The 17,788-nt window shown below is 68.6% G+C and carries 16 protein-coding genes; 11 read left to right on the top strand and 5 right to left on the bottom strand.

Annotated elements, in window-relative coordinates; genetic code table 11:
• Window positions 1-68 precede the first annotated feature (68 nt).
• From DB31_RS48585 to DB31_RS04395, 5 genes are all read left to right on the top strand, one after another.
• Window positions 69-416: a hypothetical protein gene (locus tag DB31_RS48585; protein WP_157231828.1), complete on the top strand. Its 348-nt coding sequence runs from the start codon at window positions 69-71 to the stop codon at window positions 414-416.
• 47 nt (window positions 417-463) lie between these two features.
• A complete protein-coding gene (sitA6, locus tag DB31_RS44500) occupies window positions 464-1,177 on the top strand; it encodes a SitA6 family polymorphic toxin lipoprotein (protein ID WP_083968009.1) in 714 nt (237 codons plus the stop codon).
• Between the two features lie 6 nt (window positions 1,178-1,183).
• Complete coding sequence (gene sitI6 / locus DB31_RS04385; protein ID WP_044182691.1) at window positions 1,184-1,903, top strand: SitI6 family double-CXXCG motif immunity protein; 720 nt, start codon at window positions 1,184-1,186, stop codon at window positions 1,901-1,903.
• A gap of 58 nt (window positions 1,904-1,961) precedes the next feature.
• A complete protein-coding gene (locus DB31_RS04390; RefSeq protein ID WP_044182694.1) occupies window positions 1,962-2,765 on the top strand; it encodes an acyl-CoA thioesterase in 804 nt (267 codons plus the stop codon).
• 78 nt (window positions 2,766-2,843) lie between these two features.
• Window positions 2,844-6,473, top strand: a complete 3,630-nt coding sequence (locus DB31_RS04395) for a serine/threonine-protein kinase (RefSeq protein WP_044182697.1) — start codon at window positions 2,844-2,846, stop codon at window positions 6,471-6,473.
• 13 nt (window positions 6,474-6,486) lie between these two features.
• Here the strand turns inward: DB31_RS04395 and DB31_RS04400 are convergent, their stop codons facing one another.
• Window positions 6,487-6,831: a hypothetical protein gene (locus tag DB31_RS04400; RefSeq protein ID WP_044182700.1), complete on the bottom strand. Its 345-nt coding sequence runs from the start codon at window positions 6,829-6,831 to the stop codon at window positions 6,487-6,489.
• Between the two features lie 182 nt (window positions 6,832-7,013).
• Entirely contained in the window at window positions 7,014-8,630 is a 1,617-nt protein-coding gene (locus DB31_RS04405; protein WP_044183859.1) for a sigma 54-interacting transcriptional regulator, read from the bottom strand.
• A gap of 103 nt (window positions 8,631-8,733) precedes the next feature.
• Between DB31_RS04405 and DB31_RS04410 the strand changes: the two genes are divergently transcribed.
• The 5 genes from DB31_RS04410 to DB31_RS04430 all read left to right on the top strand — a co-directional run bounded on the left by DB31_RS04410 (window position 8,734) and on the right by DB31_RS04430 (window position 14,904).
• Window positions 8,734-9,717, top strand: a complete 984-nt coding sequence (locus DB31_RS04410) for a coiled-coil domain-containing protein (protein ID WP_044182716.1) — start codon at window positions 8,734-8,736, stop codon at window positions 9,715-9,717.
• The gene (locus tag DB31_RS04415; RefSeq protein WP_044182719.1) at window positions 9,714-9,911 is read left to right on the top strand and encodes a hypothetical protein; all 198 of its coding nucleotides are present in this window, start codon (window positions 9,714-9,716) and stop codon (window positions 9,909-9,911) included. Before DB31_RS04410 ends, DB31_RS04415 begins: the two co-directional genes overlap by 4 nt.
• 4 nt (window positions 9,912-9,915) lie before the next feature.
• Window positions 9,916-10,656, top strand: a complete 741-nt coding sequence (locus DB31_RS04420) for a tetratricopeptide repeat protein (protein ID WP_044182722.1) — start codon at window positions 9,916-9,918, stop codon at window positions 10,654-10,656.
• 150 nt (window positions 10,657-10,806) lie between these two features.
• Window positions 10,807-13,584, top strand: coding sequence for a DNA gyrase subunit A (gene gyrA / locus DB31_RS04425; protein ID WP_044182726.1), 2,778 nt, complete (start codon window positions 10,807-10,809; stop codon window positions 13,582-13,584).
• A 102-nt stretch (window positions 13,585-13,686) separates the two neighbouring features.
• Window positions 13,687-14,904, top strand: coding sequence for a sensor histidine kinase (locus DB31_RS04430; protein ID WP_044182729.1), 1,218 nt, complete (start codon window positions 13,687-13,689; stop codon window positions 14,902-14,904).
• Between the two features lie 10 nt (window positions 14,905-14,914).
• Here DB31_RS04430 and DB31_RS04435 read toward each other — a convergent pair whose 3' ends face one another.
• Window positions 14,915-15,799, bottom strand: coding sequence for a CHAD domain-containing protein (locus tag DB31_RS04435; RefSeq protein WP_044182732.1), 885 nt, complete (start codon window positions 15,797-15,799; stop codon window positions 14,915-14,917).
• A 250-nt stretch (window positions 15,800-16,049) separates the two neighbouring features.
• Here DB31_RS04435 and DB31_RS04440 point away from each other — a divergent pair, with 250 nt between their 5' ends.
• Window positions 16,050-16,352: a YkvA family protein gene (locus DB31_RS04440; protein WP_044182737.1), complete on the top strand. Its 303-nt coding sequence runs from the start codon at window positions 16,050-16,052 to the stop codon at window positions 16,350-16,352.
• Window positions 16,353-16,360: 8 nt separating this feature from the next.
• Here DB31_RS04440 and ureG read toward each other — a convergent pair whose 3' ends face one another.
• Together ureG and DB31_RS04450 are read right to left on the bottom strand one after the other, a co-directional pair.
• Window positions 16,361-17,110: an urease accessory protein UreG gene (ureG, locus tag DB31_RS04445; RefSeq protein ID WP_044182740.1), complete on the bottom strand. Its 750-nt coding sequence runs from the start codon at window positions 17,108-17,110 to the stop codon at window positions 16,361-16,363.
• An 8-nt stretch (window positions 17,111-17,118) separates the two neighbouring features.
• Window positions 17,119-17,784 (bottom strand): urease accessory protein UreF, encoded by a 666-nt coding sequence (locus DB31_RS04450; protein WP_044182744.1) that lies wholly within the window; start codon window positions 17,782-17,784, stop codon window positions 17,119-17,121.
• Window positions 17,785-17,788: the final 4 nt, after the last annotated feature.

Here is a 17,788-nt window from a genome sequence, read left to right on the forward strand (position 1 = left end):
CGCGTCCTGGTCATCGGGGCCAGGGCCTCTCTGCAGGGGGCGCGGTGTACTCACGAGGGGAGCGATTCATGAACCTGGCGCACTGGTGGGCTTCGCGTTGGACGCAGGTGAGAGGGTTGTTCAACAGCAGGGGTTCCTCGCGGACACCTGTCTCGGCAGGTTCCGGCGAACCGGGGGGTGAGTCGCGCCCCGGCGAGCTGAAAGAGACCTACGGCCGCATCGCTCGCATCGCGACGCATGCGCGGCCGGACGAAGACCGGAGGATGCAGCTGTGCCGCTGCTCCGTGTGCGGCGTGGTGAAGCTGTGCACGCCTGACAGTGACTTCTACGCGCAGCATGCGTGGGATCCGCTCATGTGCCAGGACTGCTTCTTCCAACTGGTGGTGGACGTGCAGTGCCGTGGGGTGAAGGCGTAAGGAAGACTCCGGGGCTCTTGGGGGCGGTGGGATAGGCTCTCGCTGCGATGAGCGGTGATTTGGCCAAGAGAAAGTGGCTTCTGGCGGCAGTGGCGCTGGCGGCGTGTGCAACGGCACCGCTGGCAAGTGAGGAGCCGGGCTGCGAGACGGCTGCGGAAGCTGTGCTCGCCGAGGAGGCCTGTGCGAACCCCAGTCGCCTGATAGCGCTGTGCGCTGGCGAGCAGTGCGGGCTGTACCGGTGCGAGGAGGTGAAGGAGCACCTGGCTCTGGGGCGCGTGGTGCTGGCGCGCGGGGCGGCTGCGGTGTTGCCTAACCCCGCAGCAGGAGCCCAGCGCAATTGGGGAAGCGCACAGGAATTGCCGCAGGACACGCGGCCTGTGTTCATCATCCCGTGGAGGCACCGGCCGCCGCTGCTGCCCAGTCAGCAGCAGATGCTGGACGAGGCGGCGAAGGAGCGGAGAAAGCCCCACGGGCAGCACCACATCTTCCCCAGGATGTTCAAGGGATGGTTCACTGAAAAAGGCATCAACATTGACGAGTACGTCATCCTCCTGGGGGTGGAGAAACACCGGAGCATCCACCGGGGAGCTAAAGGGGGCCCGTGGAATGACGCATGGGATAGGTTCATCCAAGCGAGGAGGGCAACGGCGACGAGAGAGGAGATCCACAAATACGCGGGCCAGCTCATTTACGAGTTCGAGCTGTTCGGCCCGGTCATGCGGTTTAAGAGCCCGCCACCTCCACTGCCTCCAGGGTATTGAGCAAACATGAGGTTCTACCTGCTGGATGGTGTCCCGGACCCAAAGTACTCGGGCGGGTACGACTACGGGCACCAATGGGGACTGCCCGGGGTGCAATGCTCGGTCTGCAAGGCCACGTGGTCCTCCACGGGAGGTGCCTACCCCTCGGTGGATCTGTCTTATCTTCCGCCCGAGGAGCAAAAGAAGTACTTGCCGCGAGTCGAGGAGAACTACGAGGAGTTTAAGCGGCTGAAGGAGCAGGTGCGCCCGCTGGTACCTGCCGGTGTACCCCTTTGGCCAGGGACCAAGTTTGGTCCCATGAATGGCCGGGCCTGGGGGGAGTTTGGCCCGCTGGTCTTGGCTCACGCGTGGGAGCTGTTGGTGCGGCGCGAGCCTCTGGAGCGGCTGCAGGCGGAGGGTTTGAGGGGCTTGAAGGGCTGCCGAACGGCGCTGCGCTTTCGCAAGAAGAACCCACCAGAACTGCTGGAGATGGAGCTGCTGCCCCGGGGCGCGCTTCACCCAGACTGTTTGCCGGAACGCCCCCCGCCTTGTCCCCAATGCGAGCGGGATGGCTTCGATTGGCCGGAGAAACCCCTGCTGAACGCGGCCACACTGCCAGAGGACCTGGATGTGTTCCGGTTGGCCAACTTCATGACGATGATCATCGGTACCGAGCGCTTCGTGGAGGCGGTGCGGCGCTTGGGCTACGAGCAGGACATCGCCTTCAGGGAACTGCCAGCCCGCTGAGCCGCTCGCGCTCCAAACGCTTCTGCGCCTCGCCCAGTCTCGTGCTACCCCTCACCCCATGATCGCTCCGTTCCTCGCTGCCACCCATGTCACGCCCTTGGGAGAGGGGCGCTACCGCAGCCGCTTCGAGGCCCCCTGGTACCAGGGTCGTGGCGCCTACGGCGGCGTGGTGGCCGGGCAGATCCTGCGCGCCATGGAGCACGTGGTGGCGGATCCCGACCGTCCGCTGCGCTCGTTCACCGTGCACTTCTGCGCCCCCGCCACCGAGGGCGAGGCGGAGGTCCGCGTGCGCATCGAGCGCTCCGGCAAGCTCGTCACCCATGCTACCGCCCGCACCGAGAACGCCGCCGGCGTGGTGTCCTTCGCCACCGCCACCTTCGGCACTCCTCGCCCTACCACCCCTCGCTATCTCGACGCGAAGCGGCCCGTGGCGCCTGCCCCCAGCGAGGTCAGCGTGGTGCCCGAGGAGGTGCCGATGCCCACCTTCTGCCAGTTCTTCGAGTACCGCTTCTGCGTGGGCTCGGCGCCGTACTCGGCCTCCGAGCCCCGGCTGGGTGGGTGGATCCGCCCGAAGGGAGAGCCCCTGGCTCTGGACGCCGCGCTCTGTGTGGGGCTGCTGGACGCGTACCCTCCCTCGGTCCTGTGCTCGCTCTCGGAGCTGCGGCCCGTGGCCAGCGTGGACTTCACCGTCCACTTCTTCCACGCGCTGCCTCGCCCAGGGGACCGGCCAGGCGAGCACTACCTCCGCACGGGCGTCTCCCGCTGGGCCGGTGAGGGCTTCGCGGAGGACCTCCAGGAGCTGTGGTCCGAAGAGGGAGAGCTGATCGCCCAGTGCCGCCAGTGCATCGCCGTGCTTGGCTGAATCCCCTCGGAGCTTCCTGGCGACTTTTGTACACCGGGGGTGAGTTCGTATGCTCACGGCGTGAGTCCGACGAGTTCCATGCATCCGGAGTACGAGGACGAGCTGCACCTCGCCCTGGTGGAGGGAGTGCTGTCCCGGGATCAGGTCGAGCCCCTGCGCGCGGAGGTGGTTCGCCTGGGCCGGAGCCCTCTGGACCTGTTGATGGAGCGCGGCCAGCTCTCCCCCGAGACGCTCTCCTCCCTGCGAGGCGAGCTCCACCGCCAGGCCCCACCCGCCGTTGCGGGCCAGCCGCAGGAGCCCGCCACCCAGAAGCCCGGAGCTGCTTCCCAGGCGGACTCCTCCTCCGAGCCCGTCTTCCCCCTGCGGAACTGGGACCGCTACCAGCCCGTGCGCTTCCTGGGGCAGGGCGGCATGGGCCAGGTGTTCCTCGCGTACGACCCGCGCCTGCGCCGCAACGTGGCCATCAAGTTCGTGCGCGAGGGCAGCCCCGAGCTCGCCCAGCGCTTCCTCTCCGAGGCCCGCGCCCAGGCCCGCGTCCAGCACCAGCGCGTCTGTGAGATGTACGAGGTCGGCGAGGCTCAGAGCCGCGCGTACATCGCCATGCAGTACGTGGAGGGGCGCTCGCTCGGCCAGCTCGCGCCCGAGCTCACGCTGGAGCAGAAGATCCTCGTGATGCGCGATGTCTGCGAGGGTGTGCACGCCGCTCACCGTGCGGGGCTGATTCACCGCGACCTGAAGCCCTCCAACGTCCTGGTAGAGCGCACCGAGGACGGAGGCCTCAAGCCCTACGTCATGGACTTCGGCCTCGCGCGGGACTGGCAGGGCGAGAACACCGCCACGGGCTCGGTGCTGGGCACTCCCCACTACATGGCGCCCGAGCAGGCCCGGGGCGAGGTGTCCCAGCTGGACCGGCGCGTGGACGTCTACAGCCTGGGCGCCACACTCTACCAAGTGCTCACGGGCCAGCCTCCCTTCGCTGGCCTCAACGCCCTGGAGATCGTGAGCCGGATCCAGACCGAGGAGCCGCCGTCTCCGCGCACGCTCGTGCCGGATCTGCCGGTCGACCTGGAGGCCATCGTCCTCAAGTGCCTCGAGAAGGACCGCGCGGCGCGGTACGACTCGGCGCGCGCCCTGGCCGAGGACTTGGAGCGGTTCCTCTCAGGCGAGCCCGTCCTGGCGAGTTCCGCGGGGCCGCTGTACCGGCTGCGCAAGAAGGTCCGCAAGCACCGCGTCCTGGTGGCTGTCGGCACCGCGGCCACGCTGGTGCTGGGCGTCGCCGTGGGACAGGCCGCCCTGGCCCGCCGCGAGGTGGTGGAGCGTGAGCGCCTCTCCCGCAGCTTCACCGAGAGGGTGGAGCGCATCGAGGCCATGTCCCGCTACTCCTCCATGGCGCCGCTGCACGACACCACCGCCGACCGTCAGGCCATCCGCCAGCAGATGGAGGAACTGGAGGCCGAGGTCCACGCGGGCGGCGCTCAGGCCGAGGGGCCCGGCGACTACGCCGTGGGCCGTGCACTCTTCGCGCTCGGGGATGCCGAGGGGGCGCGCACCCAGCTCGAGGCCGCATGGCAGAGTGGCTTCCGCGAGGCGCGCGTGGCCTATGCCCTGGCGCTGGCGCTTGGGCAGCTCTACCAGGAGCAGCTCCTGGAGGTGGAGCGCCTGCGCAGTGCCCCGCAGCGCGAGGCCCGCCGCCGCGAGCTCGAGCAGCGCTACCGCGATCCCGCCCTCGGCTACTTGAAGCAGAGCGTGCAGAGCGGTGGCGCGGAGGTTCCCTCCACCGAGTACGTCACGGCGCTCATGGCCTTCTACGAGGGCCGCTACGAGGACGCCCTGACGCACCTGGAGAAGATGGGCACCCTCAACCCCTGGTTCTACGAAGCGCCCCTGCTCCGTGGGGACATCCTCCAGGCCCGTGCCAGCCGCAGGTTGTACCAGGGTGACCGCGCCGGAGCGCTGTCTGATCTGGAGACGGCCGGGCAGGCCCAGGCCCTTGCCGCCGACATCGGCGAGAGCGAGTTCGCCGTCTACCACGCCATGGCGCGGCTGCAGCTCACCGCGCTGACCCTGGAGCTCTACGGCCAGGGCGAGGTGCGGCCTCATTATGAGAAGGGCCTGGAAGCGCTCTCCCGCGCGCTCACCGTCATACCGGATCACTTCAAAGCCCGGCTGCTGGAGTCCCGCCTCCACCGCCGGATGGTGGATCAGCTGACGCAGCAAGGCGCCGAGGTGTTGCCGCTGCTGGAGAAGGCCCTCGCCGCCTCACGCACCGCCGCGGCGCTCGCGCCCAGCCAACCGCAGGTCCACACCGAGCTGGCTTTCGTCTTCCGCCGCTGGGCGCTCTACCGCCAGAGCCGGGGCGAGGATCCGTCCGAGCAGCTGCGCGAGGCCGCCGCAGCCCTCGAGCGCATCCGCCCGGAAGAGCGGAACTCCTCGTTCCACAGCGAGATGGGGAACATCTTCAAGGTGTGGGCCGACGCCGAGGAGCAATCCGGCAAGGACTCCCTCGAGCACCGCGGACAGGCCATCGACGCATACCGTGCGGCCCTCCAGCTGGATGCGAGCCAGGCAGAGACCTGGAGCAGCCTGGGTACCGCCTACTTCAAGCGGGGCACGAGCCCGCACCCCCGTGATGCCGATGGCGACCTGGAGCAGGCCTGGACCGCGCTCGAGCGTGCGCAGAGCATCGACCCGGGCAACTACGTCCACTACTTCTATGGAGGGCAGGTGCAGGAGTGGCGGGCCCGCCGGAAGTACAACCGTGGCCGCGGAGTGGAGCCGGAGCTGGAGCAGGCCCTGGCGCAGTACCGCAAGGGGCTGGCCATCAACAGCAAGCTGCCTCAGTTCCACAACCTCCTGGGCGGAGCGCTGCTGTGGAGGGCGGAGCTGACGTGGGAAGAGGGCGGTGACGCCTCCCTGTGGCTCGATCAGGCCCAGCCCGCCTTCGAGCAAGCCCGCACCGTGGCCCCTCAGCAGGCCTTCGCGTACAACGGATTGGGCGAGGTGCATGCGTGGCGGGCGTTGTTCCAGCTCCGCGCGAAGCAGGATCCCCTCCCCAGTGGCCGCGCGGCCCTCGAGGCCTACCAACAGGCCCTCGACCGGGCTCCTCGCAACGCGCAGTCCTGGACCAACATGGCCAAGGTCCGTGTCTCCCTGGCCCTCTGGGCGCTGGAGCAAGGCAGAGACCCTGGGCCCGAGCTCGATCGGGCCACGGAGGCGCTGCGCCAGGCGCTCAGCATCAACCCGCGCATGGCGAACGCCCTGCGCTACCAGGGCGAGACACTCGGAATCCGTGCGCGCTGGCTGGCGCGCCAGGGCCAAGGGCGCCAGGGGGACTTCGAAGCCGCCGCCACCGCCCTCCAGCAGGCCATTGGCGCGGATCCCGAATGGCAGGAGTACCGCCTCTCCGCGGCCATGCTCCACCGCGAGTGGGGGAAATGGCTGGCGGCCACGGGGAGCGATCCCACCCCGGTGCTGAGGCAGGGGCTGGCCTGGATCGACGAGTCGCTGGCTTCCCGTCCCAAGTGGGCCCACGCCCGAGCTGTCCGGGCCCGCCTGCTTCTGGCGCTGGCGGAGACCTCGGTGGAGCCTCCGCAGCAGCAGGCCTGGAAGAGCGAGGCCCGGAAGGAGCTGGAACAGGCGCTCGCCAGCAATCCCCACCTCGTGAGCGAGTGGGGCCAGAGCCTCGTCTCACGAGGTCTCACGCCCTAGCCGCCGGGACGGCTTACTTCCCCTTGGGCTTGGGCGGGTCTCGCGTCACCTCCAGGTCCCCGGCCGTCGCGGTGGGGGGCTCGGGATTCGTGCTCACCAGCTCTGTGACGTCGAAGGGATAATGCCCGTCGGCCCACTCGGCGACGTAGTAGGTCTTCGAAGACTTGTCCGGGTCGGAGCCGTCCAAGACGAACAAACTGGTCTGGCCGACGAAGGGAGAGTTCGAGTCGAAGTCCACGTTGACCTTATCCGTCCGGCCATCCATCTCGAAGGTGACCTCGTACCCCGGCTTCACGACGGGAGGATCAGGGACATAGCCAATGCCGCTGGATTTGATCTTGACGTGTTGGGTGGTCATACAAGGACCTCTGCTCGTTCCGAGCTGATGGGGTGCAAGTCTCATTCGCGAGACGCAGGTAGTATCGTTGCACTGCCTGTGCCAGAGAAGGATGTCGCACGCGCGAAACATCGAAGGCGCGCAGGTGGCGTGTCAAGCCGCAGCGCCGACGTGTCAGTGGGCCGCGCTGATCTGTCACCCGCTCAGGACTCGGTGAGCCCCAGCTCCCGGATGCGGCGCTGGAGACCGCGCTTGGAGACCTCGAGCCGCTGCACCATGGCGTCCAGGTCTCCTTTGCACTCGCGGAAGCAGCGGGTGATCTCCTCGGTGCTCAGGTCTCCCACAGTCCGCAGGCTGGGGCTCCGGTCGATCAGCATGTAGAGCGAGGGGCGGGTGATGCCCAGCCGCTCGGCGGCGGCCTTGATGTCCCACGCGGTACCTCGCAGGGCCTCCAGCAGCTCCGTGTCCGTCACATCGGACGGCTTGCGCCGGGAGGGAGCGGGCTCCTGCGCAGCGGCCGGCCTCTGCGGTGCCGGGGAGGCCAAGGGAATGGAGCGCTTCGGGATGGGCGAGGCAGCGGCATCCAGCTCCTGCTCGATGCGCGGGGTGGCCTGCAGCCCCGGGAGCCCCCGGCTTCCGATGACGATCTGCCGCGTGAGGTTGCGCAGCTGGCGGACGTTGCCGGGCCAGGAGAAGCGCACCATTCGCACCGCCAGCGCGGGAGGCAGCCACGGCTCGCTCTGCGAGGCGGAGTCCAAGCGGTGGGCCTCGCCCAGTGCCGCCAGTTCCTCTCGCGCGAAGTGGTGGAAGAGCACGCCGATGTCGTCCCGGCGGTCCCTCAGCGGAGGCACTTGGATTTCGTAGCCGGCCAGCCGGTGCAGCAGCGGGGCCTTGAAGAGATCCTGCCGGATGCGGTCCTCCAGGTCGGCATCCGTGGCGGTGATCAGCCGCACGTCCACGGACACGGGCGCGTGGCCGCCCACCGGGTAGACCTCGCCCGTCTCCAGCACGCGCAGCAGCAGCACCTGGACCTCGGGCGGGGCCTCGCCCACCTCATCCAGGAAGAGGGTGCCTCCGTGGGCTGCGCGGAAGAAGCCCTCGCGATCCTGGGTGGAGCCGGTATAGGCGCCCTTTCGTGCGCCGAAGAGCTCGGCTGCGGCCAGCTCCTTGGGCAGCGCGCCCAGGTTGACGCTGATGAAGGGCCCCGCGCGCCGGGGGCTGCGCATGTGGATGGCGCGCGCCACCAGCTCCTTGCCCGAGCCAGTCTCTCCTCGGATGAGGACGGGCACCTTGAGATCCGCCACGCGGGTGCTGTCCTCGCGCACCCGGCGGGTGCTGGCGCTGTTGCCCACCATGCCCAGATCGTCCGGAATGTCTGGCTCGATGGAGGGCGCCAGGTGGAGCAGCAGCACGATGCGCTCGGCCAGCACGAGCGGAATGCCGGCGGCCAGCTCCTCGGCACTGAACTCCCGGGCGCCGACGAGCGGCTCATGCACCACGCGCACCTGCGTGCCGCCCTCCTCCACGCGCAGCCGAATCCCTCCGGTCTCCGTGCGCTCGAACACGAGGGGCTTGCGGCTGAGGAAGGTGTCCGCCAGGGGCATGCCCAGGGGCCCACCCGGGCGGACGAAGTCCGGCCCCACGCGCGATACGGACACGCTGCCCCCCGAACTCAGGGAGCCCAGGAGCAGCCGCTCTCCCGCGCGGTGGGGCGTCGGGTGGGAGACGATGGTCAGAGCTGGCACGGGACGCGACACCTGCTCCGAAGAGCGGGTGGGCGTGGCGGCCGTCGAGATGTCTGCAAACTTCTTTTCCTGCATGAGCGCCTGCTTCGGGGGCATGACTGCGAGGACACAGCGAGTGTAGCGCCTCTTGGTGCTACATAGAGCGTGATAGCCCCGGGCGCGATAGGCTGCATGCAGGATGAGTGAGACCCGCGAGTTGCGAGCCAGGCTCGAGGAGACTCAGGCAGAGCTTCGCCGCACGAGGGATCACCTGGAGAAGCTGCGGGCGCACCAAGCTCGGGAGCGGCAGTTTCTGCAGCAAGAGCTGGAGCAGGCGCGGCACGAGGTAAGCGGGCTGAGAGGACGCCTCGAGGCCTTGGAGCGCTTCGAGAACGAGCCCTCGCCGTCCTCGGACGAGAATCAGCCCGAGCCCGTAGCGGTGGAGCGCTCGGCCACCGCGCTCGTGGCGCTCGCCCGGAGCCCCGAGACAGGCCTCACGCCTCTCGCCATCTCCACGCTCGCCCGGCTCTTGAACGTGGCACCCGTCGACGTGCGGCTGCGCCTGGCATCGCCGCTCCCGGCGGCGCTGGCCCGGTTGCCGCTCGCTCAGGCCGAGGAACTCCGTGTCTCGCTCCGGGAGGAAGGCTTCCTCGCGGTCATCCATGAGGTGTCACCCGCCCTTCCGAGGAAGTGGGTGCGTGTGAAGCGGTTCGCGCTCGAAGAGGAGGGCCTGCGGGTGGAGAACCCGAACCGCGAGAGCTTCCCGGTGCGCTACGCGGAGCTGCGCCTGTTGATGCGGGGGCGCAGGACCACCACCCACGTCGAGACGAAGCAGGAGGTGGACTACGAAGTCCACCAGCAGCGCTACCGCCGGACGCCGAAAGAGGTGGAGGAGAAGCGCCAGACGGTGGAGAACTTCCTCTGGGTGATGGGCAAGGGCTTCCGGGCCATCTTCAACGAATCCACCCAGTTCACGGGCCTGGGCGCGCTGCGCACCTTCACCGTGCACGAGAACCTCCAGCGCCTGATGGCCGAGCTCCACCAGCGCGCGCCTCACGTGGCGCGGGACGAGCGCTTCGTGCAGCAGTCCCGCTTCGTCATGCCGCTCGTGGATCCGGGCCGTGGCCAGGAGCTGTTGGCCGAGGTGCTGCTCCAGGCGGTGGAGGAGGGGCTCTGGTCATGAGCGAGGCGCGCGAGCTGAGCGACAAGCTCAACCAGGTGCGGGAGGAACTGCGCCAGACGCGGGAGCAACTGGACAAGCTCCGGACGCAGCACGCGCGCGAGCAGCAGGCCCTGCAGCAGTCGCTGGAGGAGGCGCGGCGGGAGGCGGAGCGGCTGCGTGCGCGTGTCAAGAAGGCCGAGGAGCGCGTAAAGTAGGGCCATGGCGAAGACCGCACCCCGCAGCCGCAGCAAGGCCCCCGCGAAGAAGAAGCCCACCCGCTCGGCGGCTCCGAAGCCGAGCGCCTCGTCCGCGAAGCCCGCTCCGGCCCGCGAGGCTCCCAAGGCTCCCAAGGCTCCGGAGGTGACCATCCTGGAGCCCGAGCCCCTCCGCCCCGCGCGGAAGGCACTGCCCGCGGGAGACGCCGTGGACAAGGGCCGCGCGCTGCCCTTCGAGATCGACCCCAAGCGCGTCGAGGAGAGCCTCAAGAAGCTCCAGGGCGAGATGGTCCACTGGGCCAACAAGGGCCGCTACACGAAGGTGCGCTTCAAGTTCCGCGGCAAGCAGCTCCTGCCGGACCTGCCCCTGGCCGCCGTCGTCGCCGCCGAGGGCCTCACCTTCTACTGGGGCGGCATCCTCCGCATGCTCGTCGCCAACGTGGTGGGCAAGAGCGTGCTCTCGGTGGAGTTCATCAACGACTCGGAGAAGAAGGTCCAGGCGGGCAAGGAGGCGCTCTTGTCCGGAGACGTGGACCAAGCGCTCACCCTGTTCCGAGAGGCCCTCGCGATGGACCGCGACAATGCCTCCGCGCACCTCAATGTGGGCGTGGCGCTGAAGCTCAAGGGAGACCGGGAGGGCGCCCTGGCCGCCTTCGAAAAAGCGAAGGAAAAAGACCCGGAAGGGTCCGTGGGCGCGGAGGCCGAGCGGCTTGCCGCCCCGCTGCGTCCCAAGAGTGTGGCATAGCCTCCTCCACCACCGGCCGGGCAGCCCTGCCAACACCCCCTCGTTTCCCCTGTTGACGTAGGAAGATCCGAGGGTTACGAACGCTCCAACGCCGGGCGGATAGCCCCCTTCGGGCGGGCCCGCCCCCACTCTCCAGAGCGCTCCATCTCCATGGCCGACGACACCACCGACAAGCCGGCAACGCCCCCCGCGCCTCCGCCTCCGGGCAGCGCTGGGGAGCTCATCCCCGTCAACATCGAAGACGAGATGCGCCGTTCGTATCTCGACTACTCCATGTCCGTCATCATCGGGCGCGCCCTGCCCGATGTGCGTGACGGACTGAAGCCCGTGCACCGCCGCATCCTCTTCGCGATGCACGAGCTGGGGAACACCCACAACCGCGCGTACAAGAAGTCCGCCCGCGTGGTGGGTGACGTGATTGGTAAGTACCACCCCCACGGTGACAGCGCCGTCTATGACGCGATGGTGCGTCTGGCTCAGGAGTGGAGCCTGCGCTACCTGCTCGTGGACGGGCAGGGCAACTTCGGCAGCGTCGACGGCGACTCGCCCGCGGCCATGCGTTACACGGAAGTGCGCATGGACCGCCTGGCCGAGGAGCTGCTGGCGGACATCGACAAGGAGACGGTCGGATTCGGGCCCAACTACGACGACTCGCTGACCGAGCCGCTCGTGATGCCCACGAAGTTCCCCAACCTCCTGGTCAACGGCAGCAGCGGCATCGCCGTGGGCATGACGACGAACATCCCGCCCCACAACATGGGCGAGGTGATCGACGGCACGCTGCACCTCATCGACAACCCGGACGCCACCGTCCAGGACCTGATGAAGTTCATCCCGGGCCCGGACTTCCCCACCGCCGGCATGATTACCGGCCGCGAGGGCATCCTCCGCGCCTACACCACGGGCCGCGGGCAGATCACCCTGCGTGGCAAGACGGAGATCGAGGAGAGCAAGAAGGGCGACCGTGAGGCCATCATCATCACGGAGATCCCCTACCAGGTGAACAAGGCGCGGCTCATCGAGAAGATCGCCGACCTGGTGCGCGAGAAGAAGCTGGAGGGCATCAGCGACATCCGCGACGAGAGCGACCGGCAGGGCATGCGCATCGTCGTGGAGCTCAAGCGCGATGCCATCTCGGGCGTGGTGCTCAACAACCTGTACGCCACCACCCCGCTGGAGACGACGTTCGGCGCGGTGATGCTGGCCATCGACGGCGGCCAGCCGCGCACGCTCACACTCAAGGAGCTGCTGGACCGGTTCATCGCCCACCGCCGCGACGTCATCACCCGCCGCAGCCGCTATGAGCTGAAGAAGGCGCTGGCCCGCCTCCACATCGTGGAAGGCTTGCTCGTCGCGCAGGATCTCATCGACCTGGTGGTCAGCCTCATCCGCGCCTCGAAGGATCCAGACGAGGCGCGCTGGGGCCTGATGCACATCCTGGCTCCGGCGCTCTACGAGCACGAGCGCTTCCGCAACCTGCCGCGCATCGACTACGCGCAGGCGGCGGCACAGATGGAGCTGCTGGTCAGCCGCGCCAAGGCCGAGGAGCCCAACTACGGCGGCCTGGAGCACAAGTACGCGGGCGCGGGCTTCAGCGAGGACCAGGCGCAGAACATCCTCGAGATGCGCCTGCAGCGCCTCACCGGCATGCAGCGCGAAGAGCTCTTCAAGGAGCTGCTCGCCCTGGTGCGCGACATTGCCCGGCTGCGGGACATCCTCGCCAACGAGCGCAGCCTGCTCAACGTCATCAAGACGGAGCTGCACGACATCCGCGCCCGCTACAGCGACAAGCGCCGCACCGAAATCACCGGCGAGGTCTCCGAGATTACGAGCGAGGACCTCATCGCCGAGGAGGACATGGTCGTCACCCTGTCCCATACCGGCTACGTGAAGCGCTCGCCGCTGAGCGAGTACCGCGCCCAGAAGCGCGGCGGACGGGGCAAGACGGGCGCCGCGACGAAGGAAGACGATTTCGTCACGGACCTGTTCGTGGCCAGCACCCACGCGTTCCTCATGCCCATCACCACCAAGGGCAAGCTGTACTCGCTGAAGGTGCACCAGATTCCGCAGGCCAGCCGCACCTCGCGCGGCAAGGCCATCATCAACCTCATTCAGTTCGGCGAGGGCGAGAAGCTGGCCCAGGTGCTCGTGACGAAGGACTTCCCGGAGAACCGGTACGTCTTCTTCGTCACCAAGCGCGGCGTGGTGAAGCGCACGGACTTGAGCGCGTTCGCCAACGTGCGCATCAGCGGCATCATCGCGCTGGGCATCGACGAGGGCGATGAGCTGGTGGCGGTGAAGATCACCGACGGCAGCAAGGACATCCTCCTGTCCACCGCGCAGGGCATGAGCATCCGCTTCCCGGAGGACGAGGTGCGCTCCATGGGCCGCCAGGCCTACGGCGTGAAGGGCATCACGCTGGAGGAGGGCGACGAGGTGGTGGGCGCGGACGTGGTGGAGAAGGGCAACACCATCCTTACGGTGACGGAGAACGGCTACGGCAAGCGCACCGAGGAGGCCGAGTACCGCATCCAGGGCCGCGGCGGTAAGGGCATCATCGACATCAAGACCACCGAGCGGAACGGCAAGGTGGTGGGCCTGGTGCAGGTGACGGACGGCGACGAGGTGATGCTCGTCACCAACGGCGGCATGCTCATCCGCATGAAGGCCAAGGAGATCTCCGTCATCGGCCGCAACACGCAGGGCGTGCGGCTCATCGCCCTGGAGAACGGTACGGAGAAGGTGACGGGCATCTCCAAGCTGCCCGAGTCCAGCAGCGAGGCCGAGGAGCCGGAGGGCGGCGGCTCCGCGGGTGGCTCCAGCGCGGACGAAGAGCAGGCTCCCGCAGCGGAGAACTCCTCCGAGATTTCGGACACCGAGGACTCCGGAAACTCCGAGCCGGGTGAGGACACTCCAGAAGAGAGTTGATTTGCGGGTTTTCCCAGCCTGGCGGGGCATGTGAGGGCAATCCCCCCGTGTGCCTCGGCAGGCCTGGGTGTTCTAATGAGACCAGGAGGTCTCCGGAACACCATGGGAGATTCCATCAGCCAGGGGGCAGTCTCGGAGCCGCGGATCTCGGATGACTCACTGGGCGTCCAGCTCGAGGTGGCGGAGGAGCGTCTCCGCATCGTGCTCGGGCTCACGGACGGCATCGTCTTCGAGTTCGACCAGGACGGGCGCTACGTCGGCATCTGGACCCGGTCGGACGAGCTGCTGTCCATGCCGCGCGAGCAGGCGCTGGGCCGCACCTTGATGGAGGTCCACGGCCCCCAGGGCGGCGCGTTCTTCATGGAGCGCCTGAAGCAGACCCTTGAGACGAAGCAGCCCGTGCGCTTCGAGTACAGCCTGGAGGTGGTGGGTGGGCACCACTGGTTCGCCGCGGAGTCCATGCTGGTGCCGAACCGGCCCACGGTGGCCTTCCTGGTGCGCGACATCACCCAGCAGAAGTCCATGGAGCAGCGGCTCATCCAGGCGGATCGGCTGGCGTCCCTGGGCACGCTGGCGGCGGGCGTGGCCCACGAGGTGAACAACCCGCTGAGCTACGTCTCCTCGAACCTCAACTTCATCGCGGAGAGCCTGACGTCGGTGCGGCAGGCGCTGAACAGCGGGGAAGGGGTGGTCGACGCGGCCTATCTGGATCGCCTGCTGGCGGAGTGCGCGGAGGCGCTCGATGAGGCGCGGGAGGGCACCACCCGCATCCGGCATGTGGTCGGAGATTTGAAGACGTTCGCTCGCGGCCAGGAGTCGGAGGACGGGCTGGCGAACGTGAAGCGGGCCCTGGAGTCCTCGCTGAGCCTGGTGATGCCGGAGCTGCGCTACCGGGCCCGGCTGAACCGGAACCTGGAAGAGGTGCCCCCGGTGCGAGGCAATGAGGCCCGGCTGGGGCAGGTGTTCCTCAACCTGCTGATCAACGCCTCCCAGGCCATCGTGGCGGGGGCTCCGGACCGGAACCAGGTGGACGTTCACCTGCGCGAGGAGGGGCACTGGGTGGTCATCGAAGTCCAGGACACCGGGCACGGGATTCCGGCGGATCTGTTGAAGCTCATCTTCGATCCGTTCTTCTCGACGAAGCCGGTGGGTGTGGGCACGGGGCTGGGGCTCTCCATCTGCCATGGCATCGTGACGGGCATGGGCGGAGAGATCTCCGTGGAGAGCACCGTGGGCCGGGGGACGTGCTTCCGGGTGCGGCTGCCGATTCCCGCTCAGGTGCTGGCGTCCATGCGCCCCAAGGCGCTGGCGGCTTCCTGAAGCGCGGGCGTTACGGCTTCGCTGCCTTGCGCAGGGTCGAGGCCCCCTCGGCGATGGCCTCGTCGAGTTGGGCTCCCGCCTTCCCGAACCCTCGCCTCTGGAGCTGGCGGTAGAGCGAGGAGAGCTGGCGGCCGGCCTTCGAGGCGAGCGAGTTCAGCTCCGGGCTTCGGCCATGCAGCGTCTCCGTCAGTACGTGGAGGTCGTGCATGTCTCCCAGGGTGTCTTGGAGGGCCTTGAGGCGCTCGAGGAGCTTGGGGGCGCCGTGCAGTTCCTCGAAAGGCTCCAGCAGGTAGCGCGCGCGCTTGGCGGTGATGCGGGCCTCGTGGCAGCGCTCGACGTCGGAGGGGCCCTGGATGCGGTCCAGCCGCTGGCGCAGGCGCTGGCCCAGGCGCCGCAGCTTCTGGGCGGTGTACTTCCCGAAGCGGCCCTTACCGGGGGCCTTCGCGCGCTTCACCTGCCGGCGCAGGCGGTGGGCGAGGCGGGGGAAGTCCTGGGTAAACCGCTCGCGGATCTCCTGGAGGTGCTCGGCGTGGTGCTGGGTGAGGTTTGAGCGCAGGCGGGAGGCGGCGCCCGAGCGAGAGCGGCGGGCACGGGACTGCTGGGTGAGCCAGGCAGCGTGGACCTCGGCATCTCGGGCGGGGTTGGTGAGGTGGGCGAAGCCTCTCAGGGCCTCGATGCTCTTGGCAGACACGGCCCCAGCGAAGAGCTTGCGGTAGGTGCGGAGGTAGGTGCGCACGTGGCGCAGCTCGACGCGCAGGTCGTGCAGGGCCTCGGTGTCACGGGAGTCGTCGAGGCGCTCGACGGTGGCCGCGGCGCGCTTCAGGTGGTGGAGCGTGAGCTTCCGGGCTCCATGCACCGCCGTCATGCGCGCGAGCTTCTTGGAGGTGGGCGCCACGGAATCTCTCCCCGCCGCGCGCTGGGCGCGGCCATGCGGATCCGAACCTCAAAGCTTCCAGCAGGAACAGCCAGAGGACAGCAGGTCCGCGCTGGAGCGTGCAGGAGGTGACAGTGGGTGGAGGGAGGTGGCGAGCAGGGAAGGGCGCTGCAAAGCTCACATGCAAACAGGGGGCTTGGTTGCTCGGGGAGGTGGCGGGCGGAGGCGGACGAGGTGCAATGAATCTGACCGCTCATCCGTAGGAGGAGACATGAACATCACGGGTCTTCGTGGAATGGGGTCCCGGTTCGTCCGGTACCTGAGCGACGGTCGAGTCCCCCTGTGGAAGAAGCTCGCGGGGTTGCTGGCGGTGGTCTACTTCCTGTCTCCGGTGGACGCGATCCCGGACTTCATCCCCATCCTGGGGTGGCTGGACGATTTGGGCGTGCTGTCGGCCGCGGCCTTCTGGATGGCGCGGCAGGTGCAGCAGTACCGCCCCGAGCCCACGCCGGACGGGATGCCGAGAGATCTCGAGGGCCGCCCGCGCTTTCCTCCCGCGCGCGACCCTGCCTGAGCGAGCGCTCACGCCGCCTTGCCGACCGCCTCGCGCCACGCCGCGAGGATGTGCTCGGCGATCTCGGGCACGCCGATGTCCTTGTTCACCTGCGTGAAGAGGAACGGGCCGTCGCCCCGCATCTTGCGTGAGTCGCGGTCCATCACGCCCAGGTCCGCTCCCACGTGCGGTGCCAGGTCCTTCTTGTTGATGACCAGCAGGTCCGACTGGGTGATGCCCGGCCCGCCCTTGCGCGGCACCTTGTCTCCCCCTGCCACGTCGATGACGTAGATCGTGTAGTCGACCAGCTCCCGGCTGTACTGCGCCGCCAGGTTGTCTCCGCCGCTCTCGACGATGAGCAGCTCCGGCTTCACGTCGTGCATCAGCCCTTCGAGCGCGTCGAGGTTGTGGCTGATGTCCTCGCGGATCGCCGCGTGAGGGCAGCCGCCCGTCTCCACCGCCCGGATCCGCTCGGAAGGCAGCGCCTTGTTGCGGTGGAGGAACTCGGCGTCCTCCTTCGTGAAGATGTCGTTCGTCACGACGCCCAGCGAGTACTTGTCCCGGAGGTGCCGGCACAGCGCCAGTACCAGCGCTGTCTTTCCGCTCCCCACCGGCCCTCCGATGCCCACCGTGAACGAGCGCTGATGGTAGTCGCGCGGGAGCCGCGGCTCGCGCTCCCGGAACAGGCCAGGGCCCGACCAGTGCTCGTGGGTATGCCCGTGGTCATGGTCGTGGCTGTGCCCGTGGTCATGGTCGTGGTCGTGATCGTGGTCGTGCATGGTGCTCCTCAGGACAGGAACAGACGGGAATAGAGACGATCGTGGGTGGCGCCGAGCAGATCCACGAGCGGCGCAGGCTGTGACAGCTCGTTCAGGCCCAGGGCCCCACAGCGTTCGAGCACGGCGCCCAGAACGCCCGTCAGCTCGTCATGGAGGCGCTGCGCCTCGTGCGGACCGAGCAGCCCCAGCCGCACCGCGGCCGAGGCCACCCCGCGCAGCGCCAGGTGCAGGAACAGCTCCTGCGCTTGGTCGAGCGGCACTGCAAGGGTCCGCAGCGTGATGCCGAACATGGGCGCGTAGTGCGCCCTCAGGGTCCGCGCGCGGATGGCGGCGTGGAGCTGTTGCAGCTCCGCCTCGGAGAAGATGCGCGCCGCGGTGGCCACCAGCGTCCGCCCCTGCGTCCGGCTGGTTCGGTTGGCCACGTGGTTGGAGAGGAACGCGTCGCACCACGCGTCCAGCCGGGCCGGGCCAGCGTCTGGGCCGTAGGCGGCGCGGAGAAACGGCAGGCTCCCATGGCCGGCCTGCCAGAGCACTCCCTCGATGAAGGTGCGCAGGGCCGCCGCGTCCGGCACCTCGCCCTGTTGCGCGGCCGCCTCCAGCCCGGCGGAGTGCGAGAAGCCTCCGGTCGGAAAGGCCGAGTCAGCGAGCTGCAGCACGCGCCAGCGGGTCGTCATGCGC

The organism is Hyalangium minutum (assembly GCF_000737315.1).
Taxonomy (GTDB): domain Bacteria; phylum Myxococcota; class Myxococcia; order Myxococcales; family Myxococcaceae; genus Hyalangium; species Hyalangium minutum.